The following is an 18,648-nucleotide window of genomic DNA, read 5'->3' on the forward strand; positions in this document are numbered from 1 at the left end:
TGGGACTACTTCTTCGGCTTGCTGGCAATAATCTGGTCCTTGATCTTGTTGTACGTTGCCTGCGGGATAATGCCACGAGTGACAAGCTGGTTCTTCGCAGTGTAAGGGCGCCCAGCAATGATGCGCGCGGCATACGCATCACCGATGCCGTTGAATGCCTTGAGCTGATCAGCTGTGGCTGTGTTGATGTCAAGCGGAGCAGCCGAAGAGGATGAGGAGGCCGCAGGCTTGGCCGCCTTGGATGTGCTCTTCGTTTGGGCAGCGGACAAGAGCGGCGCCGACGCGAAAAGAAGCGCAACAGCAAGTAGCTTATGACGAAGATTACGCATAGGGTATTTTCTCCGTAGGGAAAGTGGTAAAGCTCAGGACGTTCAAGCGAAAGAGTACGGTAGTGTGCCGGACACGTCAATACCAGACCCTCTGAACGCCTTGCCGGCACGCAAGAGCGCGGATTTGCATGAAATTCTGAGGAATCTGGGCATTGCGGTTGACTTCTAATCACGCGACGGCTAGTCTTAAAAGCACAGATGAGCTTTCAGGGCTTCCATCACGGGCACCATCACCATCATGCGATGAGCGTGTTGGCGGCTGTGTCCGGCGTAGCGAAGTAACGAACGCTTACCAAGGATTCAAAAAGGCCCGCTAACGCGCACTCCGCGAGCGGGCCTTTTTCCTGCTTGCGGGCGCGCCGCGGCCCTTAGACGAAAATATATGGAGAACAAGAAAATGTCAGTGAAGATCGACTTTGAAAAGATGGACGGCCTGGTTCCGGGCATCGTCCAAGATGCGAAGACAGGCGAGATGCTGATGCTCGGCTTCCTGAACGAAATCAGCTACCAGAAAACACTGGAGTCGGGCTTTGTCACCTTCTGGAGCAGGACCCGGCAGAAGCTGTGGATGAAGGGCGAGACGAGCGGCAACCGGCTGCGCGTGATCTCGGCCTCGACCGATTGCGACAACGATGCGCTGCTGTTCAAAGTTGAGGTCGAAGGGGATGGACTGGTGTGCCACGAGGGAACTGTTAGCTGCTTCACCAAACCAATCGCTGTGATGGGAGAGACAAAGTAATGGCTGACGTGACAAAGAAACTGAAGCTTGGTATCCCCAAGGGCAGTCTGCAGGATGCGACCATCGCATTGTTTGAGCGCGCAGGCTGGCGCATCTTCGCCAATGGGCGCAGCTACTTTCCAACGATCGACGACAGCGAGATCGAATGCATGCTCGTCCGCGCACAGGAGATGGCCCGTTATGTTGAACATGGCGCGCTCGATGCAGGCCTGACGGGTAACGACTGGGTGCTCGAAAATCAGACGGACGTCGAATACATTACTAGCCTCACCTACTCCAAGCAGAGCCGTCAGAAGGTGCGCTGGGTGCTCGCAGTGCCTGAGGATTCGCCGTTCCAGAAGCCCGAAGATCTCGCTGGCAAGACGATTGCCACCGAACTCGTCGAGTTTACCAAGCGATACTTTGCCGAAAAGAAGATTCCTGTGACGGTGGAGTTTAGCTGGGGCGCAACTGAAGTCAAGCCGCCGACGCTGGCCGACGCCATCGTCGAAGTAACCGAGACTGGATCGTCGCTCAAGGCAAACCGCCTGCGCATCATCGAAACTCTGATGGAAAGTGAAACCCAGTTGATCGCCAACAAATCAGCAGTCAAGGACCAGTGGAAGCGCAACAAGATTGAGAACATCGCGTTGATGTTGAATGCCGCAATTGCTGCGCAGGGCCGCGTAGGCCTGATGCTGAATGCCCGCAAAGCAGATCTCGATAAAGTGCTCGGCGTGTTGCCTGCATTGAACTCGCCGACTGTCTCACAGTTGAGTGATGCGGCGTGGGTCGCGTTGAATACGATCCTCGATGAGTCTTTGGTGCGTGACGTGATTCCGAAGCTGAAAGCAGTGGGCGCGACGGGGATTGTTGAGTATCCGCTGAGCAAAGTAGTTGTGTAGAACAGCTTTCAGTAGTCAGCTCCCGGGTTTTATTCAGACTCGGAAGCTGACTGCTGACTTTGGGGCACTTCTGATGAAGCTGGTAAAGACATTTGGCCGCAGCACGATGGCCGCAGCAAAGTTGATCGAGACGTTGGAGCAGCGCGGCGCCGTGAATACAGCGCGCGTAGAGTCGGTCGTCCGGCGGATTTTAGTCAATGTACGCAAACATGGCGACAAGGCTGTGCTGAAATATGCCGCAGAATTTGATGGCCTGAAAGGGCAAGAACTGCAGGTTTCACGTGCAGAGATGCACGCGGCATGGGAAGACACCTCTCCCGAGTTACAGGCAGCGATGATGGTGGCGCGTGGAAACATTCTCGCTTTTGCCGAAGCGCAGTTACCGAAGGAGTGGAGCTTCGCGCCAGCAGATGGTGTGAAGACTGGACAGATTGTGCGCCCGCTTGGGAGCGTAGGCTGTTATGTGCCAGGAGGTCGGTATCCGTTACCTTCGACATTGTTGATGACAGTCACGCCAGCGCAGGTTGCAGGGGTGGAGCGCATTGTTGTGTGCTCACCGAAGCCGGCGCGTGAGACACTGGCAGCCGCGTGGCTGGCCGGCGTAACCGAATTCTACCGCGTGGGCGGAGCGCAGGCGATTGCCGCGATGGCCTATGGCACACCAACCATTGCGCGCGTGGACAAGATTGTCGGACCGGGAAACCTCTTTGTTACGGCAGCAAAGGTTATCGTCTCCAGCGAATGCGGCATCGACATGCCTGCTGGGCCGACTGAGATTGTCGTCACGAGTGAGAAAGGTTCAGCAGAAGGAATCGCCGCGGACCTTGCGGCACAAGCAGAGCACGATCCGGAAGCGCTTGCCGTGCTAATTACGAGCAATGAGGCCCTAGCACGTGCGGTTGCGACTGAAGTCAAAATACAATCCAAGAACAATGCGATTGCAAAAAAGTCGCTTGCTGCGCAGGGTGTAATCTTCATTACCAAAACCGCTGCAGCGGCGCAGGATCTAACTAACCGTCTGGCTCCAGAACACCTCACCGTGGACTCGCCTGCTGATCTCAAGTGGATTCGCAATGCAGGCAGTGTGTTTGTGGGCGACTATGCTCCGCAGTCGATGGGCGACTACGTCTCTGGCCCAAATCATGTTCTGCCCACTGGCCGCTTTGGTCGTATTCGTGGTGGCTTGAGCGTGACGGATTTCGTGAAAGTTATTACGGTGCAGGAGTACACGCGCAAAGGACTCGGAAAAGTTGGCCCGCACGCGATTACGCTTGCAGAAGCCGAAGGGCTGACTGCCCACGCTGCAAGCGTTCGAGTGAGGATGCGATGAGTGTAACGGATACTGTTACAAATAAGAGCAGAGTGAAAGTGCGCCGACTGGTCGAAGAGATGCCAGAGTATCATCCTCCTCTCGCCGAGCGCACCGCGCTACGGCTGGATTTCAACGAAAACACCCTGGCTCCTTCTCCACGCGTCATGGAAAGGCTCAGTCAGATTACAGCCGAGGGGCTCACGAAGTATCCCGAGCGCGAGGGCGTGGAGAAGGTTGTTGCTGCGCACTTCGGGTTGGGCGAGGGCAAAGTGCTCCTGGCCAACGGCGTGGACGAGGCAATCCATCTAGTGTGCTGCACTTTTCTGGAACCTGAAGACGAGGCGATCATCTGCACACCGTCGTTCTTTATGTATGACGTGAGCATACAAATGATGACGTCGCACCTGAAGAGAGTCCAGGCGGACGCGACGCTAGAGTTCCCATTTGGGCGTTTCATGGAAGCAATTACGGAGCGCACGAAGCTCATCATCATTGCCTCGCCAAACAATCCGACGGGCGCGACCGTGAGCAGGGAGCATTTGCTGGCAATTGCCAGAGCTGCGCCGAAGGCTGTGCTGATGGTGGATGAAGCGTACTACCACTTTCACGGTGAATCGGTCATGCAGGACCTGGCCAGCGTGCCGAACCTGATCGTGGCGCGAACGTTCTCGAAGGCTTACGGCCTCGCGAACCTGCGCATCGGGATGCTCGCCGGCAATGCGGAGTTGGTGAAGTATCTGCGCAAAGTAAGCTCGCCTTACAACGTGAATGGCGTTGCGCTCGATTGCCTGCCTGTGGCTCTTGCGGATGAAGAGTATCTGAGTTGGTATGTCGAACAAGTTCGTGTCGGGCGTGAGCGCATGATGGACAGCCTTCGCCAGCTTGGCGTGCCGTTCTTTCCCAGCGCGGCAAACTTTGTGCTCATGAATATTGGCCCGAAACATAAAGAGCTGGTCACAGCGATGCGTGCACATGGTGTGCTACTGCGCGACCGCTCCGCCGATCCAGGCTGCGATGGATATGTCCGCATCACCATTGGCATTGAGGAGCATGTGACACGCGGCCTTGAGGCGTTAAAGACTTGCCTGAAGGAGATTGGCTGGAGCAAGGAGCAAATCAGCAGGCCGTCTGGCTCAGCGAGCAGCGGCATAAGGGAGTTCGAGTAATGGCGAAGAACGTAAGAACCGCAACAATCAAGCGCAACACAACTGAGACGCAGATCGCGCTAAAACTCACCATCGACGGTCAGGGCGCCTACAAAGTCTCGACTGGCATTCGCTTCTTCGATCACATGCTGGAGCTCTTCACACGACATGGCGGGTTTGATCTGACGCTCGCTTGCAAGGGCGACCTCGACGTTGACCAGCACCACACGGTTGAGGACGTTGGCATCGCTCTGGGCGAAGCTTTTAACAAAGCTCTGGGCGACAAGAAAGGCATCATGCGCGCTGGCTACTTTGTGATGGCGATGGATGAGACACTCGCCGTTGCTGCCGTGGACCTCAGCGGGCGCGTCGCTTATGTCGTCGATGACAAGGTAAAGGTACGGCTCGTAGGCGATTTTCAGAGCGAGTTGCTTGCCGACTTCTTCGACGGCTTCGCTCGTGGAGCGAAGGCGAATGTGCACGTGAAAACAATGTATGGCCGCTCGAATCATCACAAGATCGAGGCAATCTTCAAGGCATTCGCGAGGGCGTTGCGCGGAGCCTGCTCACGCGATGAACGGATGCGCGAGATGCTGCCGAGCACGAAGGGGTTACTGTGAGCCTTCCTCTCGATTTGCGAAGGAAGCTAGCTTGGACTAGTTTTTGCGTGCTACTCGTTGACCTCATATTCCTTATTGCTTGGCAATATATTCGCGTTTCTGATATCTGTCGGCAGCGGTCTCTCGGGTTATGGTGCGGTTTACTTCTTGCTCTTGTTGCTCTCACTTTGTCCCTGTTTGGCAATGGCTGGAAGCGCCTCGCATTCGCAACTGGAGCCGTGATCTCTTCGTATCTTTGGATCAGTTGGATGTTGTGGATGGTGCAGACATGTTAGCCGTCATTGACTACAAAGCGGGGAACCTGACTAGCGTGCTCAAGGCGCTCAATTATCTTGGCGCGGAGACTCATGTTACGCAGTCGCCTGACGAGGTGCGTAAGGCGAGCAAGATTGTGCTTCCTGGCGTTGGGCATTTTCAGGCTACGCAGCTTTTGCATGATCTCGGCTTGACTGAGGCTGTGCGCGAGAGTGTGGCTCGTGGTGCGTGGTTTCTCGGGATTTGTGTTGGGTTGCAGTGGTTGTTTGAAGGTTCGACGGAGGCTCCGGGTACGGCTGGTCTTGGGCATTTTGCTGGCGCGTGCGAGCACTTCCCTACTCTCTACGACGGCGCGGAGTTGAAGTCACCTCACGTCGGCTGGAACTCGCTCGAAGACGTGCGTGCGGACTCGAAGTTGCTGCGCGGCGTGAAGGATGGCGGTTTCGTTTACTACACGCACTCGTGGCGTGCTCCTTTGGTTGAGGGGACTGCGGCGGTAACGAACTACGGTGGTGCGTTTACTGGTGTGGTGGAGCGCGACAACGTGATGGGTGTGCAGTTCCATCCGGAGAAGTCGAGTGCGGTTGGTTTACAGGTTTTGAAGAACTTCGTGGAGTTGTGATGCTGACGAAGAGAATCATTGCGTGTCTCGATGTGCGCGGCGGGCGGGTCGTGAAGGGTGTTCAGTTTGTGGACATCATCGACACGGGCGATCCGGCGGAGCTGGCGCATCGCCATGCGGCCGCGGGGGCCGATGAGATCGTGCTGCTCGACATTACGGCTACACACGAGGGGCGTGGGACGCTGCTCGATACGGTGAAGCGGACCGCAGCGGCGTTGTTTGTTCCGTTCACCGTCGGCGGCGGGATTCGCTCGGCCGAGGACGCGGCGGCGGTCTTCGGTGCGGGGGCGGACAAGGTGAGCATCAACTCTTCGGCCATCGCGCGGCCCGAGTTGATTGGTGAGATCGGCGGCAGCTTCGGGGCGCAGGCGGTGATCGTTGCGATCGACGCTCGGCGCGGCCAGAGCAGAGTTGAGGATGCTGAGGTCTACGTGAGCGGGGGGCGGAAGCCTACCGGACAGAAGGTCGTCGAGTGGGCGCGTGAGGCTGAGGAACGCGGCGCTGGTGAGATTTTGCTGACTTCGATGGATACTGACGGGATGCGCTCAGGCTTCGACTGCGAGCTGACAGCGGCGGTGAGCTCGGCGGTGCAGATTCCGGTGATCGCGTCGGGCGGCGCGGGAACTGCGGGGCACTTTGCTGAGGTCTTCGGTCGCGGACGAGCCGATGCGGCGCTGGCGGCGAGCATCTTCCACTTTGGCGTGACCGACTCGCGGGAGCTGAAGACTGAGTTGCAGCGCGCTGGCGTTAGTGTGCGGTTGCCCTGCTGAAGTAGCGCTTGTGCAGTTCGCCGGCCAGCGTGAGAGCGTTGTGGAGCTTTGCGGAGGCAGTGGAGCGGATTGCGTTCAGCAGGTCGAACTCCTGTCTCTCTTGAAAGAGCTCGGTTGTGATGGATTGGAGTTCGCTCCAGTCGTGCCATTCGCCGATGGCTCCTGTCGCTTCCTCCAGAGTGCTTACCAGCTCTGCGTCACTGTTGGCGGAGAGCTCGAGTGTGTAGCGCAGCTCCTTCAGCTTGATTCGGTAGCGATGAAGATCTGCGGCGCCAATCCGAGGTGAGATGGACAGAGCGGCTTGGAGGGTGGCGGCTGCGAACTCGATCTTCTCCTGGACGTCGAGGTGAGCCAGTAGTTGCTTGCGGCACCGCTTCAGAGCGCGCCTAGCTGCCTCCCGGTGATTGGAGACGGTGGACTTCAGCCTGCGAGCGGCTTTCTTGCGCTGGGCGGAGAGGTGCTCGGCCAGGGCGGCCAGCGCTTCCTCCTGTCCCGGGACGGCAAGCTGACGGGTGAATCCGGTGAGGACGTCGAGGTCGCGGACCTTGCCTGCTCTCCTGCGCAGGCGGGTGGTGGTTTTGAGGAGGCGATGCGCGGCGGGCTCGTCTTCGAGCTCTAGGGCGTGGATGGCGGCTTCGAGACGGCGGCTTCGGGTGCGGAGGTCGTGGACTTCCTTCGGCGCGTTGGTGCGCAGGATGCGGTCCAGCGACTTGCGGAACCGGCGGAATGTCCTCTCGACCTTGTCTTCGTCTCGCGTCATATCCCTGCCTGACGGAGTTGCTCGGTCAGGCCTCCATCGCTCCGGAGTAGACGGCCATGCCGGCGACGGCGTCGACACCCATGGCGTCGAGAGCGTCTACCTCCGCCTTCTCCTTGATGCCTCCGGCGACGATGAGTTGCTTCGCGGTGGTCGAGCGGAGGATTGCGGCGACGTCGATGGGGAAGCCGGACATGGTGCCCTCGGTGTCGACGTGGGTGTAGAGGAAGGCGGAGCAGTAGTCTTCGAGCCAGGTGATGGCTTCCTCGGGGGTGAGGTCGACCGAGTCCTTCCAGCCCTTGACGGCGACGCGGCCGGCTTTGGTGTCGACGCTGAAGACGAGGGAGTCTTCGCCGAGCTCCTTCCTGAGACCGGCGGCGAATTCCTTGTTTACGCCGGAGGCTCCGAAGAGGCTGGAGCCGTAGATGACGCGGCGGGCACCGGCGTCGAGGAGGGCGCGGCCGTCGGCGGCGGTGCGGAGGCCTCCGCCGACCTGGCAGGGCAGGCGGCTGGCGAACATCTCGATGAGCTGGCGGTTGTCGCCCTGACGCATGGCGGCGTCGAGGTCGATGAGCTGGACGATGGGGTACTTGGAGAACCGGTCGATCCAGTAGTCGAAGTCGTCGAAGGCGAGTTTGAGGCGCTCGCCCTGGACGAGCTGGACGATGCGGCCGCCGAGGAGGTCGATGGAGGGAATCAGCACGAGGGGCCCTCCCCCTGCTTTTTGCGCAAAGTCTTCATTCGATTTGGGTTAGCCTTGGACTTGAATGGTAAAGTCTTCATAAGAAAAGAGTAAGCCTCTGGGGTCGCTCCCCTGAGGCTTTGGTTTTGCTCCATGATTTAAGTTTAGCAGTTTTGGGTGGCAGAGACCGCCAAGTCCAAGTCTTGTGGATTGAGAGGTTTATGTGATTTGGGGGCTTGACAAGGGATTTTGCTGGGGATTTTTGTGGGTTTTCTTGTAGGTGATTGATGGTAAAGAGAAAAGCAGGTTCTCCCGCTGCCTGCCCCAGCCAGCAAGCTGGCTGGGGACCCCGTTCGCGGAAGGATGACAATTGTTGGGTGGCGGACTCGGAATGAACCCAGGTCTCAAAATCGAGACCCTTCGACAGGCTCAGGGCAGTCTCTGGGACACCCGGCGGGATGACGGCATGTCCCAGGGGCTAAAGCCCTTTTTGGTGGTGGCCGTTTGTTGCCCGGACTGAAGTCCGGGCCTATCTCAGAAGCAACGACAAAGGCAACAGCAAGGCAAAAACAACAGCAAAGGCAAAGGCAAAAACAACAGCAAAGGCAAAGGCAACAACAAAGGCAAAAACAACAGCAAAGGCAAAGGCAACAACAAAGGCAAAAACAACAGCAAAGGCAAAGGCAACAACAAAGGCAAAAACAACAGCAAAGACAAAGGCGCGCGGCGTTTGAATCCAGTGCTTTCTTCGAAAGCTATGAATCGGGCTTTCAGCCCTCCGTGGTTCTGTTTGTTCGCAAACCTGGGGTTTCACCCCAGGCTGGTATGAGTCGGGCCTTTGGCCCTCTGCGACGGTGGCAGCGGTTCGAGCTTTGCTCGAATGACCTTGTTCCGGAATCAGGACATGGGCATTCGGCGATTTTGTGGTTTTGTGGCTGAAAGGGGTCAGCGGTATGGGTGAGTGTGCGGCCTCGGGGTCCTTCGACTTCGCGCTGCGCGCTCCGCTCAGGATGACGAGCTTTGGGTAGCGGGAGGATGGCTTCGGGTAAAAGCAGATCCCCCCTTGCGGGGGGATGACAAACAAGAAGACAAATACAGATTCCTTGCGGGAATGACAAAAACGAGAGCGGACTACCGCTTGCCGAAGCGGTAGACCATGCCGCCGGAGATGCCGAAGAACTCGCGGGTTTCGGTGCCGAAGTGTTCCAGGATCAGGTCGGGCTGGAGACGGATTGCAGCTCGCTTGCTGAGGTTGAAGTCGAGGCTTCCGCCGAGCGCGGCGATTGGCTTGGTGCGGTTGGTGTAGAGGCCGGTGAGGTTGTAGAACTGCGGCTGGTTCTGCTTCTGCGTGGCGTTGAAGATGCCCTTCGACGCGCCGATGTAGCCGTGGTAATTGACGGCGATGAACTGGTTCTTCGGGCCGCGGTACTGCGCGCCGACCATGAGCATGTTCATGTAGACCAGCGGACGGCTGATGTTGTACGGAGACTGGCCCGCGCTGGCGTAGACCGGGGTGGTGCCGGCTTCACCGCGGTAGTCGAGGCCAAGGCCGAGCTTGTGATTGAGCCAGTAGGTGCCGAGCAGCTCGCCGCCGCCGAGGTTCATGCGTTTGGGCAGGGCCTGACCGGCCTGGAAGTTCATGAAGCTGAGGCCGCCGTAGAGCTCGTACTTGTTGTCGTAGGTGACGGGCGCGGCGACGGCGATCTTGCTGGGCAGTGTGATGGAGGTCGTCTGCTGGGTGGATGAGTCCTGCGCGCGCGCTGTGGCTGCGCCTGCCGTGAGGACCGCTGCCGCGAAAATTCCAAGGATTGTGAGCGCTGTGTGTTTTGGCGCTCGTGCCGTCATGGTTTGCTTTGCCTTCGATACAGCGTTCTTCAATCGCAACATCCTTCTCCGCGCCGGGACTCGCACGTGCTTTTCGAGCTGAACCAGCTTTGTGTGTCACTATCCAAGATATAACGTTTCGGGGCACATCTGACGGGGTGGGGGCCACGTATTCTGGATGCCTCCCGATGTGCGACAATAAAGGGATGCAGCCGTGCGCGTATTTGTCTCCGGCTGCGGGAGAAGAGTATGGGTGATCTACTACAACCGTGGCATCTGATTCTGATTGCGCTGATCGTCGTTGTTCTGTTTGGTGGGAAGAAGCTGCCTGAGCTGGGCAAGGGCCTGGGCGAAGGTCTGCGCGGCTTCAAGGAAGGCATGAAGGGCATTACGGACGACGCCAACGACGCCAAGAAGAGCGTGACCGACGCGGCGAAGACGGATTCGACGACCACCCCTACGACCACGAAGTAGCGCCTGCGCTTCGGGCTGGCGGTGGTGGGCTGCCGGTGCGCCTGGTGCAGTTCTGATTTGACTTTCGAGAAAACGGTTTGCGTCTTGCGAATGAAACATGTCCCAGGGGCTAAAGCCCCTTTTTGGGGGCGTGTCGGTGTTGCCCGGACTGAAGTCCGGGCCTATCTCAGAAGCAACGGCAAGAACAACGACAACAGCAAGAGCAACGACAACGACAAGAACAACGGCAACAGCGGGTTTCTCCGCTCCGCGTTGCGCGCTCCGTTGAGATGACGTGCGTTTGTGGTTCGTGGTGGTAGAAAAGCGGGTTTCTTCCACCCCAGTTCTCCGCTCCGGTCGAAATGACAGTTCTGTGAGTGAGAGGGAATGCGGTTCGAGCTTTGTTCGAATGGCCCACTCATGACGCGATACGGCTGCGTCATGAATGGGGCACCCGGCTAAATGCCAGAGTGTTGTGGCTGAAAGGGTTGGAGGGTATGGGCGGGAGCTGGCGGTATCGGGTCCTTCGACTCCGCTCCCTACGGTCGCTTCGCTCAGGATGACAGCTGTTTGGGAAGTAGCTCAGAGTCCGGTCGAGATGACAGATCTGTGGCGGGGATGGGAAGGCGGTTCGAGCTTTGCTCGAATTAACCCAGGTCTCAGAATCGAGACCCTTCGACAAGCTCAGGGCAGGCTCTGGGGCACCCGCACCCGATGCGTTTTCAGTGTGGCCAGAGCTTCCATTGCCACGATGTTCTGTACGGCAAGGTCAGGGTGGACTTCGCGCCAAAATGTACCGGGAGGAAGATGTAGGAGCTGTCCGTCATCTTTGACGTGATGTGGCGCTCGGCCATGAAGATGACTTCATGCTTGTGGCCGTGCGGGGAAAATGCCCATGTTCCCTGCGCGTGATATGTCACATCGGCGTACGGCCCTGAGGTTGGATTGCCAAGCTCGGTGTATGGACCCATGATGTTCGTCGCGCGATAGTAGTTTGCGGCGTTGTCCTTCCAGCCGGTCTCGGCTGATGTGATGAGGTAGTACGTGCCGTTGCGCTTGATCATGACGGGGGCTTCGCGGCGCTCGGCGTTCGCGATCTTGTACCACTTGTTGGAGAAGCCCAGGTAGTCGTCGGTGAGCTTGACGATGTGCAGGACGCGACCGAAGCCTGGGCCGGGCTCGCGCACGTCGCGGTCGTAGATGAAGTAGGCTGAGCCGTCGTCGTCCTGGAAGAGCGTGCAATCGCGCACGATGCCCTTTGCGTCGATTGGCCTGGAGTAGCCCTTGAAGGTGTAGGGGCCGTTGACGCGGCTGCTGACTGCGACGCCTGCGTCTCCGGCGCCGATGGTGTTGCCGTGGTCTCCGGGATAGCCGACGTAGTGAAACCACATGACGTACTGTTTCGTGTGGGCGTTGTAGAGGATCTTGGGCCGCTCGAAGCGCATGGGGCAGTGGAGCGGATTGGCCGGGTCGGTCGAACAGGCGAGCACCACGCCCTCGTAGGTCCAGTTGTAGAGGTCGGTGGAGCTGTACATGATTACGCCGAGGGTGGTCTTCTGGCCGCCGTCGGGGCCGTTGATTGCGGGCAGCGGGCGCAGTGCCATGCCGTACCAGTGGTACTTGCCGTCGGCCCAGAGGATGCCGCCGTCGTGGGCGTTGATCAGGTTTCCGGCGGTGTCGCGCCAGGCTAGGTGTTCGGTTACGGCGCCGTTGGTGAATGCGGTGTGGGTCTGCGTTTGCGCTGGCGCGCTGCGCTCGCTACCTGCGAGGCATAGAGCAAGGATCAGCCAGTGGAGGCGGGTGTTCTTGATGGAGAGAGACATTTTGTTGTCAGAGTACTCTACTGCCGCGCGTGGGCTGGTGCGGCTTTCCGCTTCGCGGAAGGATGGCGCTTAGAGCGTGATCATGACTACGGCGGCGGCGGCGATGGCCATGCCGATGCCCTGGCGGCGGGTGGGGCGTTCGCGTAGCATCCATGCGGCTAAGAGGATGGTTGAGGCGGGGTAGAGCGAGGCGAGGACGGCGGCTACGTCGAGGCGTCCGGCGCGCGTGGCGGCGATGAAGAGCAGGTTGCCGGAGGTGTCGAGCAACGCGGTCGAGAGCGCCCAGGTGATGGCTCGGCGGTTCAGGCTGCCTGTGTTTGCGCTTGATTTTCGATTGCGCTTTGCTGTGAGCATGACTGCGATGAGTGCAAGGGAGCAGGTGCTGAGGCTGCCGATGCGGGCGGTGGCCATGGGCCAGAAGACTCCTGCTGCACCAGCCTGCTTGAGCGCGACGAAGTAGATGCCGAAGCCTATGCCGGCGGCGATGGCGAGCCAGATGGTGCCGGTCGATGCGGGTTTGGCTTCGGCGTTGGGTCCGGCGGCGATGAGCCAGATGGCGAGGCCTGCGACGAGGAATCCGAAGATGTGGAGCAGGCCCGGGGAGCCTTCGGCTACGGCTGAGACTGCGGCGGGAATGGCGGCGGCGAGCAGGCCGCTGACGGCGGCGGATGCGCCCATGGCTCCACGCGAGAGAGCGACGTAGAAGCACATGAGGGCGAGGCCTCCGGTGACGCCTGCGGCGATGCCCCAGACGAGCGGGGCTCCGTGCGGGAAGGGGTCGCCGCGGAGCCAGACGATGAGGAGCAATGCGGTGAAGCTGGTGGCGTGGCTGACGAGGATGACGCGGAGCGCGGAGCCCATGGAGCCGCCGGCGTGCTTGGCGCCCATGCCGCCGGAGAAGTCTCCGCCGCCCCAGAGGACGGCGGCGGCGAGCGCGAAGAGGGCGTTGGCGTGAAGGAGCAGGTCCATGTGGCTTGATGGGTAATGTCGAGAGCGAACCCCACCCTGGGCGCGATACAACTGCGCCGAAGGTGGGGCACCAAGTTCTTTAGTACTGTAACGACGCTTAGTGCGTGCGCGTGATGTCGGGGGCGGCGTCGCCGGCGGTGGGGTAGTAGCCCTTCTTGGCGATGACCGTCAGGTTCGGACGCATCACTTTGACTTCGATGGTGCGGTACTTACCGTCGATGAAAGGCTCGTGCGTGTAGTAGCCGACGGTGTACTGGGTGCGGGCTTCTTCGGCGATCTTGGCGAAGCTCTGCTCGATGCCGCGCTGGCGGAATTCGCCGTCGAGGTTGCCGCCGGTGGCGGTGGTGTAGACGGGCAGGACGTTGTCGCGCATGCTGAGCGGCAGGTGCATGTGATTGAGGAAGCCGATGACGGGAAGCGACGAGTCGCCGACGAGCGTGCCGTAGACGGCGATTTTGTTGGTCTGGAGGAACTTGATGACCTCTTTGACGCTGGCCTGGCTGCCGTATTCGCGGCCGTCGCTGATGACGTAGATGATGCGGCGGCGGCCTTTGGGGGCCTTGGCGAGCTCGGTGGCGGCGGCGAGGATGGCGTCGTTGAGCGTGTGGGGGTCGCGGGGGACGTTCTGGATGCCGCTCATGGAGCGTCCGTGCGTGGAGTTGGTATTGGGGTCGATGTGGGCGAGTGCGCCGCCGTTGAGGTTGATGTTCTGGCTGAGCGGGCCGCCCTGATCGTAGTACATGGGCTCGCGGCCTGTGCTCTTGGAGCGATCGAGCACGGCGGTGAGGCGGGCGCTCTGCGCGCCGGTGAAGGCGGTCTGCATGCGCGGGCCGTTGTTGTAGGTGAAGACGGCGACCTCGTCGTAAGGTGCGAATGCGCCCTGGAGGGCTTCGAGCGCGTTGTTCACCTTGGTCATGTTGTCGTAGGTCATGCTCTGGTCGATGACGAGGGCGACGGAGAGCGGGAATGGGTCGGTCGTGAAGAGGGCAAGCTGCTGGCGGAGGCCGTTCTCGTAGACGCGCACGTCGCGCCAGGTGAGGCCGGGGACGAGGCTGCCCTTGTTGTCCTTGACGGTGAAGGGGACTTCGACGAAGTTGGTGCGGACGTGGAGGACGTACTGCGGGCCTTGTCCGGCGGCCGGGAGGTCGGGCTTGGGGCCTACGTCTTGCGGCGATTGGGTCGTCGGCGGAAGGCTGCTGGGTGGGGCCTGGTCGTCGGACGATGTGGACTGCGTGGAGAAGCCGGCGTCGGTGGGCGTGGTGCCGATGCCGGGGGTGATGCCGTCAACGGGCAGGTTCGCCTGGGGCTTGGGTGCGTCGGGAATCGCCTGCTGCTGAGATGCGCTCTGCGCGGGCATGTATGCCGCGGACGCGATCAGGGCCAACGTCAGTGAGCCGGCCAGTATGCTTGTTCTTACCACTCAAACCCCCATCTTCCAAGCCAGCCTGTCGGCTGGAATGTAGCAACTACCAGAATATCAGCGCGTCAGGTGCGCCGCCAGTTTCTATGGTTTGGACGCGGGGGAGCGGGTGGATGTTGTGCCTGGTTTTTTGCCCCGGCGTGTCCCAGGGGCTAAAGCCCCTTTTTGGGGCAGCTGGTGTTGCCCGGACTGAAGTCCGGGCCTATCTCAGAGGCAACGACAACAGCAACAGCCCCACTCACGACGCGATAAAGCTGCGTCATGAGTGGGGCACCCGGCTTTGTGGCTGAAAGGGTTGGAGGATATGGGTGGGGTTGGCGGTGTCGGGGTCCTTCGACTCCGCTCCCTGCGGTCGCTTCGCTCAGGATGACGGCTGTTGGGGAGTAGTGTGGAGGATTTTTTCGCTGACTCGGGGGCGGGTTCGTCGTCTAATGAGGTATGCGCCTGTTTGCTGCCGCTGTTGTTGTGTGTTTGTGCCTCGTCCCTGCCCTTCGGGCGCAGGAGGCACCTTCGCCGGATATGCCTCCGCCCGCCAGTGATGCTCCGGCCCAGCCTGTGGACAGCAATAACCCGATGGAGACCCTGAAGGTCAACGTCAACCTGGTGAACCTGTACTTTTCGGTGCGGGACAAGAACGGCTATATCACCAACCTGACGAAGAACGATTGCCACATCGACGAAGACCATGCTCCGCAGACGATCAAGAAGTTTACGCAGGAGAAGAACCTGCCGCTGACGATCGGGATTCTGCTGGATACGAGCGGAAGCCAACAGAATGTGCTGCCGATGGAGCAGGCGTCGGGGGCAGAGTTTCTGAAAGATGTGCTGACGCCGAAGGACGAGGCGTTTCTGATCTCGTTCGATATTAATGTGAACCTGCTGGCGGACTATACGAACTCGCCGCGTGAGATACAGCGGGCGATGGATAAGGCGGAGATCAATACGGGCGCGGGTACGGGTTCGGTGACGGGCAATGCGACTCCGCGCGGGACGCTGCTGTATGACGCGGTCTTTCTGGCGGCGCATGACAAGCTGCGGCAGGAGGCGGGGCGGAAGATTCTCGTCATCCTGACGGATGGTCAGGATGAGGGGTCGCAGGAGACGCTGAAGACGGCGACAGAGGCGGCGCAGAAGTCGAACGCGATTGTGTATGTGATTCTGCTGGCTGATCCGTATGCGTATGGCAGCTTCGGGATTGGTTACACGGGCTCGGCTGCAATGGACAAGCTGGCCAAGGATACGGGCGGGCGCGTGATCAATGTCGGCAGGAATACGAAGAAGCTGCAGGAGGCGTTTGATCAGATTCAGGATGAGCTCAGGACGCAGTACCTGGCCAGCTATACGCCGACCAATCTGAAGCTGGATGGGACGTTCCGGTCGCTTCAGGTGGATTGCGGGAAGGACACGAAGGTGCAGGCTCGGCGTGGGTATTATGCGATGGCGAACCCGCTGGGGGATGATTGATTTGTGATGGGCCTGTCCCAGGGGCTGAAGCCCCTTTTTGGGGCGGCTGGTGTTGCCCGGACTGAAGTCCGGGCCTATCTCAGAGGCAACGACAACAACAGAGACAAGAGACCTTGGGCACCCGGCATTGCTGAAAGAAGCCGTACCTCAGGGGCTAAAGCCTCCTCAGTATTTGCAGCGTTTGCGGCACGGCTAAAGCCATGCCCTTAAGCAGAACGAACCTTGTACTTCACTCCCTGTCCTTGCTTCGTCAGGAGTTGCCGTGTTGGAGGAACTCTGGTGAGACGGGGTTCTCGTAGACGGAGTAGTCGCGGGTGACTACGGTGAGGCCGCTGGCGGAGACGAAGTAGTTTTTCTTGTCTTCGTTGGGGTCGTAGCCGATGACGGTGCCGTCGGGGATATGGACGTCGCGGTCGATGATGGCGTGGCGGATGCGGCAGTGACGGCCGATGTTGACGTGGGAAAAGATGATGGATGAGTCCACGTCGGCGTAGGAGTTGACGCGCACGTCCTGGGAGACGACGCTGTTGCGGACGACCGAGCCGGAGATGATGGACCCGGCGCAGACGATGGAGTTGATGGCCATGCCGGTGCGGCCGGGCTCGCCGAAGACGAACTTCGCGGGCGGGTACTGGTAGGGGCGGGTGCGCATGGGCCAGGTCTTGTCGTAGAGGTTGAAGGTGGGGGTGACGCCGGCGATGTCCATGTTGGCCTCGTAGTAGGCCTCGAGTGTGCCGACGTCACGCCAGTAGAGCGCTTTCTGCTTGTTCTCGTCGACGAAGTTGTAGGCGTTCATCTTGAAGCGGCCGAGCAGCTTGGGCAGGATGTTGTGGCCGAAGTCGTGCTTGGATTGCGGGTCTTCGGCGTCCTTGATGAGCTCGGGGATGAGGACGTCGGTGTTGAAGATGTAGATGCCCATGGAGACGTCGACCATGTCGGGCGTGAAGGGCGAGCGGATGTTGGTCTCTTTTGGCTTTTCGACGAAGCCGGTGACTTCGCCGTTGCGGGCGACCTCGACGACGCCGAAGGAAGAGACCTCGTCGGGACTGATGGGGAGGGTGGCGAGGGTGACGTCGGCGCCGGAGTCCTTGTGCTGGCGGAGCATGCGGGCGTAGTTCATCTTGTAGATGTGGTCGCCGGAGAGGATGAGGACGTGCTTGGGCTCTTCGGAGCCGATGGAGTAGATGTTCTGGTAGACGGCGTCGGCTGTGCCCTGGTACCAGCTTTTGCTGACACGCTGCATGGGCGGGAGGATCTCGATGAACTCGCCGAGCTCGTTGGCGACGACGGAGCCCCAGCCTTCGCGGATGTGGCGGTTGAGCGAGAGCGCTTTGTACTGGGTGAGGATGTAGACGCGGTGCAGCCCGGAGTTGATGCAGTTGGAGAGGGTGATGTCGATGATGCGGTACTGGCCTGCGAAGGGCACGGCCGGCTTGGCGCGATCGCGGGTGAGGGGGAAGAGACGTTCACCGGCGCCGCCGGCAAGAAGAACTCCGAGAGTATCTTTCATAGCTCCAACTACCTCGACAGATGAATGACTGCAACTGCTGTTTTCTTCTGGGATGCGCGAATGAGGCCGCGCGTCTCCGGGAGAAAGGGGAGTCTACCATGCGGAGGTTAAGGTTTGCGATGTGTGACTGAGCACTGGCACGGATGCGGAGGCTGTTCTCGGTCTTTCGGAACCCCATTTATGCCAATGAAACTGCACATGAATGGGCACCCGGCATTGGGTTTTGGCTGGCAATTCTTCTGTGCATAGAAGCGGCAGGATCGGATAAGATCACTACCAGTTATCGGGCCCGTTTCTAAGCGGAGGCCGTGAGAGCATGGCTGACATGAAGAACAATGCAGGCGCGGGAATTGGCATTGGAATAGCCTTAGGAGTCGCCATCGGGGTTGCGCTGCATAACATTGCAGTCGGAATCGCAATCGGAGTGGCGCTCGGAGTGGCGTTTGGTGCGGGAATGAACAAACGCAAGCAAGATTTAAAGTGACCCTGCACCCAGACTCCACTTAGAACGACAAACCTTCCACTGATGAGAATTCTTTTCAGGACACAAGCAAAAAGCCCGGCTTTGAGCTGGGCTTTTTGAAGGCAGATTGGTTATTCGCTGTCTTGCTCTGGTTCGTCTGTCAGACCGGGAGAACTGTCGCCGGAGATGGTTTCGGGAGCATGGCCGTCTTCGGTAAGGCTGATGCGCAATGACTTCAGGAACGAGAGGTCGTTTGCGGTAAAGGGGCCCTGCGGCTCTTCGTGGGCTTCGCTGTCGGCGGTTTCGGGCTCGACTTCGTTGAGGCCGATGGTCGCCTCAAGCATGAGAAGTACGTCGAAGCCCTGCTCGCGGATGTTGCGGACGACACCTGCGATGTCCTCGGATTCGGCGACGGACTCGTGGATCGCCTCGCCAAGTTTTTGGATGAGATTTTTGACCTTCTGGTTCAATGCCGCCTCCGGGCTGGGTGGGTTTTGAATCCAAACCTCGCATCGGGTATTCCCGGCGCACGAGACACGCGGGAACGGCATTGCGGGCACGTCTTCTGGAGTCAGCATACGCCGAAATTCTTGAGCGCCGCAACGGT

20 protein-coding genes are annotated in these 18,648 nt (G+C 59.6%); 10 read left to right on the plus strand and 10 right to left on the minus strand.

The annotated features are described in order from the left end of the window. Nucleotides 1-5: 5 nt before the first annotated feature. Nucleotides 6-329, minus strand: a complete 324-nt coding sequence (locus tag IEX36_RS09570; protein ID WP_188759108.1) for a ComEA family DNA-binding protein — start codon at nt 327-329, stop codon at nt 6-8. Nucleotides 330-711: 382 nt separating this feature from the next. Between IEX36_RS09570 and hisI the strand changes: the two genes are divergently transcribed. The 7 genes from hisI to hisF all read left to right on the plus strand — a co-directional run bounded on the left by hisI (nt 712) and on the right by hisF (nt 6,676). Next, nucleotides 712-1,068: a phosphoribosyl-AMP cyclohydrolase gene (gene hisI / locus IEX36_RS09575; RefSeq protein WP_188759109.1), complete on the plus strand. Its 357-nt coding sequence runs from the start codon at nt 712-714 to the stop codon at nt 1,066-1,068. Further along, nucleotides 1,068-1,952, plus strand: a complete 885-nt coding sequence (gene hisG, locus IEX36_RS09580; protein WP_188759110.1) for an ATP phosphoribosyltransferase — start codon at nt 1,068-1,070, stop codon at nt 1,950-1,952. The genes hisI and hisG overlap by 1 nt, the downstream gene beginning before the upstream one ends. 73 nt (nt 1,953-2,025) lie before the next feature. Next, on the plus strand, nt 2,026-3,282 hold the full coding sequence (hisD, locus tag IEX36_RS09585; RefSeq protein ID WP_188759111.1) for a histidinol dehydrogenase: 1,257 nt from the start codon (nt 2,026-2,028) through the stop codon (nt 3,280-3,282). Between the two features lie 32 nt (nt 3,283-3,314). Beyond that, nucleotides 3,315-4,430, plus strand: coding sequence for a histidinol-phosphate transaminase (gene hisC, locus IEX36_RS09590; protein ID WP_308422292.1), 1,116 nt, complete (start codon nt 3,315-3,317; stop codon nt 4,428-4,430). After that, nucleotides 4,430-5,029, plus strand: coding sequence for an imidazoleglycerol-phosphate dehydratase HisB (gene hisB / locus IEX36_RS09595; RefSeq protein ID WP_188759113.1), 600 nt, complete (start codon nt 4,430-4,432; stop codon nt 5,027-5,029). The genes hisC and hisB overlap by 1 nt, the downstream gene beginning before the upstream one ends. A 268-nt stretch (nt 5,030-5,297) precedes the next feature. Beyond that, entirely contained in the window at nt 5,298-5,906 is a 609-nt protein-coding gene (gene hisH / locus IEX36_RS09600) for an imidazole glycerol phosphate synthase subunit HisH (protein WP_188759114.1), read from the plus strand. After that, nucleotides 5,906-6,676, plus strand: coding sequence for an imidazole glycerol phosphate synthase subunit HisF (hisF, locus tag IEX36_RS09605; RefSeq protein WP_188759115.1), 771 nt, complete (start codon nt 5,906-5,908; stop codon nt 6,674-6,676). The genes hisH and hisF overlap by 1 nt, the downstream gene beginning before the upstream one ends. Here hisF and IEX36_RS09610 read toward each other — a convergent pair. The 4 genes from IEX36_RS09610 to IEX36_RS09625 form a co-directional block, all read right to left on the minus strand. Next, complete coding sequence (locus tag IEX36_RS09610) at nt 6,654-7,436, minus strand: CHAD domain-containing protein (protein ID WP_188759116.1); 783 nt, start codon at nt 7,434-7,436, stop codon at nt 6,654-6,656. The two genes, hisF and IEX36_RS09610, sit on opposite strands and share 23 nt — an antisense overlap. 25 nt (nt 7,437-7,461) lie before the next feature. Beyond that, nucleotides 7,462-8,136 (minus strand): 1-(5-phosphoribosyl)-5-[(5-phosphoribosylamino)methylideneamino]imidazole-4-carboxamide isomerase, encoded by a 675-nt coding sequence (locus IEX36_RS09615; protein ID WP_188759117.1) that lies wholly within the window; start codon nt 8,134-8,136, stop codon nt 7,462-7,464. A 508-nt stretch (nt 8,137-8,644) separates the two neighbouring features. Then, a complete protein-coding gene (locus tag IEX36_RS09620; protein ID WP_188759118.1) occupies nt 8,645-9,199 on the minus strand; it encodes a hypothetical protein in 555 nt (184 codons plus the stop codon). A gap of 47 nt (nt 9,200-9,246) precedes the next feature. After that, nucleotides 9,247-10,002 (minus strand): hypothetical protein, encoded by a 756-nt coding sequence (locus tag IEX36_RS09625; RefSeq protein WP_188759119.1) that lies wholly within the window; start codon nt 10,000-10,002, stop codon nt 9,247-9,249. A gap of 186 nt (nt 10,003-10,188) precedes the next feature. On the opposite strand from IEX36_RS09625, the gene tatA reads away from it, so the two are divergent. Beyond that, the gene (gene tatA / locus IEX36_RS09630) at nt 10,189-10,413 is read left to right on the plus strand and encodes a twin-arginine translocase TatA/TatE family subunit (RefSeq protein ID WP_188759120.1); all 225 of its coding nucleotides are present in this window, start codon (nt 10,189-10,191) and stop codon (nt 10,411-10,413) included. A gap of 701 nt (nt 10,414-11,114) precedes the next feature. Here the strand turns inward: tatA and IEX36_RS09635 are convergent. The 3 genes from IEX36_RS09635 to IEX36_RS09645 all read right to left on the minus strand — a co-directional run bounded on the left by IEX36_RS09635 (nt 11,115) and on the right by IEX36_RS09645 (nt 14,604). Then, nucleotides 11,115-12,215: a family 43 glycosylhydrolase gene (locus tag IEX36_RS09635; protein ID WP_188759121.1), complete on the minus strand. Its 1,101-nt coding sequence runs from the start codon at nt 12,213-12,215 to the stop codon at nt 11,115-11,117. 69 nt (nt 12,216-12,284) lie between these two features. After that, entirely contained in the window at nt 12,285-13,184 is a 900-nt protein-coding gene (locus IEX36_RS09640) for an EamA family transporter (protein ID WP_188759122.1), read from the minus strand. A 97-nt stretch (nt 13,185-13,281) separates the two neighbouring features. Next, nucleotides 13,282-14,604: a VWA domain-containing protein gene (locus IEX36_RS09645; protein ID WP_229668844.1), complete on the minus strand. Its 1,323-nt coding sequence runs from the start codon at nt 14,602-14,604 to the stop codon at nt 13,282-13,284. Between the two features lie 438 nt (nt 14,605-15,042). On the opposite strand from IEX36_RS09645, the gene IEX36_RS09650 reads away from it, so the two are divergent. Next, nucleotides 15,043-16,068, plus strand: a complete 1,026-nt coding sequence (locus tag IEX36_RS09650; protein WP_188759123.1) for a VWA domain-containing protein — start codon at nt 15,043-15,045, stop codon at nt 16,066-16,068. A gap of 250 nt (nt 16,069-16,318) precedes the next feature. Here IEX36_RS09650 and glgC read toward each other — a convergent pair whose 3' ends face one another. Beyond that, a complete protein-coding gene (gene glgC / locus IEX36_RS09655) occupies nt 16,319-17,632 on the minus strand; it encodes a glucose-1-phosphate adenylyltransferase (protein WP_263364951.1) in 1,314 nt (437 codons plus the stop codon). A gap of 262 nt (nt 17,633-17,894) precedes the next feature. On the opposite strand from glgC, the gene IEX36_RS09660 reads away from it, so the two are divergent. Then, nucleotides 17,895-18,062 carry a glycine zipper domain-containing protein gene (locus tag IEX36_RS09660; protein WP_188759125.1) on the plus strand — a complete coding sequence of 56 codons (168 nt, stop codon included), beginning with the start codon at nt 17,895-17,897 and terminating at the stop codon, nt 18,060-18,062. A gap of 110 nt (nt 18,063-18,172) precedes the next feature. Here IEX36_RS09660 and IEX36_RS09665 read toward each other — a convergent pair whose 3' ends face one another. After that, on the minus strand, nt 18,173-18,511 hold the full coding sequence (locus IEX36_RS09665) for a hypothetical protein (RefSeq protein WP_229668845.1): 339 nt from the start codon (nt 18,509-18,511) through the stop codon (nt 18,173-18,175). Between the last annotated feature and the right edge of the window lie 137 nt (nt 18,512-18,648).

The sequence above is a fragment of the Edaphobacter acidisoli genome (assembly GCF_014642855.1).
Lineage (GTDB): Bacteria > Acidobacteriota > Terriglobia > Terriglobales > Acidobacteriaceae > Edaphobacter > Edaphobacter acidisoli.

Bases quoted from the DNA above. Each gene is read 5' to 3' on its own strand.
- IEX36_RS09610 (WP_188759116.1), bottom strand. From the start codon at position 7,436: ATGACGCGAGACGAAGACAAGGTCGAGAGGACATTCCGCCGGTTCCGC.
- IEX36_RS09640 (WP_188759122.1), bottom strand. From the start codon at position 13,184: ATGGACCTGCTCCTTCACGCCAACGCCCTCTTCGCGCTCGCCGCCGCC.
- hisI (WP_188759109.1), top strand. From the start codon at position 712: ATGGAGAACAAGAAAATGTCAGTGAAGATCGACTTTGAAAAGATGGAC.
- hisG (WP_188759110.1), top strand. From the start codon at position 1,068: ATGGCTGACGTGACAAAGAAACTGAAGCTTGGTATCCCCAAGGGCAGT.
- IEX36_RS09650 (WP_188759123.1), top strand. From the start codon at position 15,043: ATGCGCCTGTTTGCTGCCGCTGTTGTTGTGTGTTTGTGCCTCGTCCCT.
- IEX36_RS09660 (WP_188759125.1), top strand. From the start codon at position 17,895: ATGGCTGACATGAAGAACAATGCAGGCGCGGGAATTGGCATTGGAATA.
- hisB (WP_188759113.1), top strand. From the start codon at position 4,430: ATGGCGAAGAACGTAAGAACCGCAACAATCAAGCGCAACACAACTGAG.
- IEX36_RS09570 (WP_188759108.1), bottom strand. From the start codon at position 329: ATGCGTAATCTTCGTCATAAGCTACTTGCTGTTGCGCTTCTTTTCGCG.
- IEX36_RS09635 (WP_188759121.1), bottom strand. From the start codon at position 12,215: ATGTCTCTCTCCATCAAGAACACCCGCCTCCACTGGCTGATCCTTGCT.
- hisD (WP_188759111.1), top strand. From the start codon at position 2,026: ATGAAGCTGGTAAAGACATTTGGCCGCAGCACGATGGCCGCAGCAAAG.
- tatA (WP_188759120.1), top strand. From the start codon at position 10,189: ATGGGTGATCTACTACAACCGTGGCATCTGATTCTGATTGCGCTGATC.
- hisF (WP_188759115.1), top strand. From the start codon at position 5,906: ATGCTGACGAAGAGAATCATTGCGTGTCTCGATGTGCGCGGCGGGCGG.
- IEX36_RS09625 (WP_188759119.1), bottom strand. From the start codon at position 10,002: ATGTTGCGATTGAAGAACGCTGTATCGAAGGCAAAGCAAACCATGACG.
- hisH (WP_188759114.1), top strand. From the start codon at position 5,298: ATGTTAGCCGTCATTGACTACAAAGCGGGGAACCTGACTAGCGTGCTC.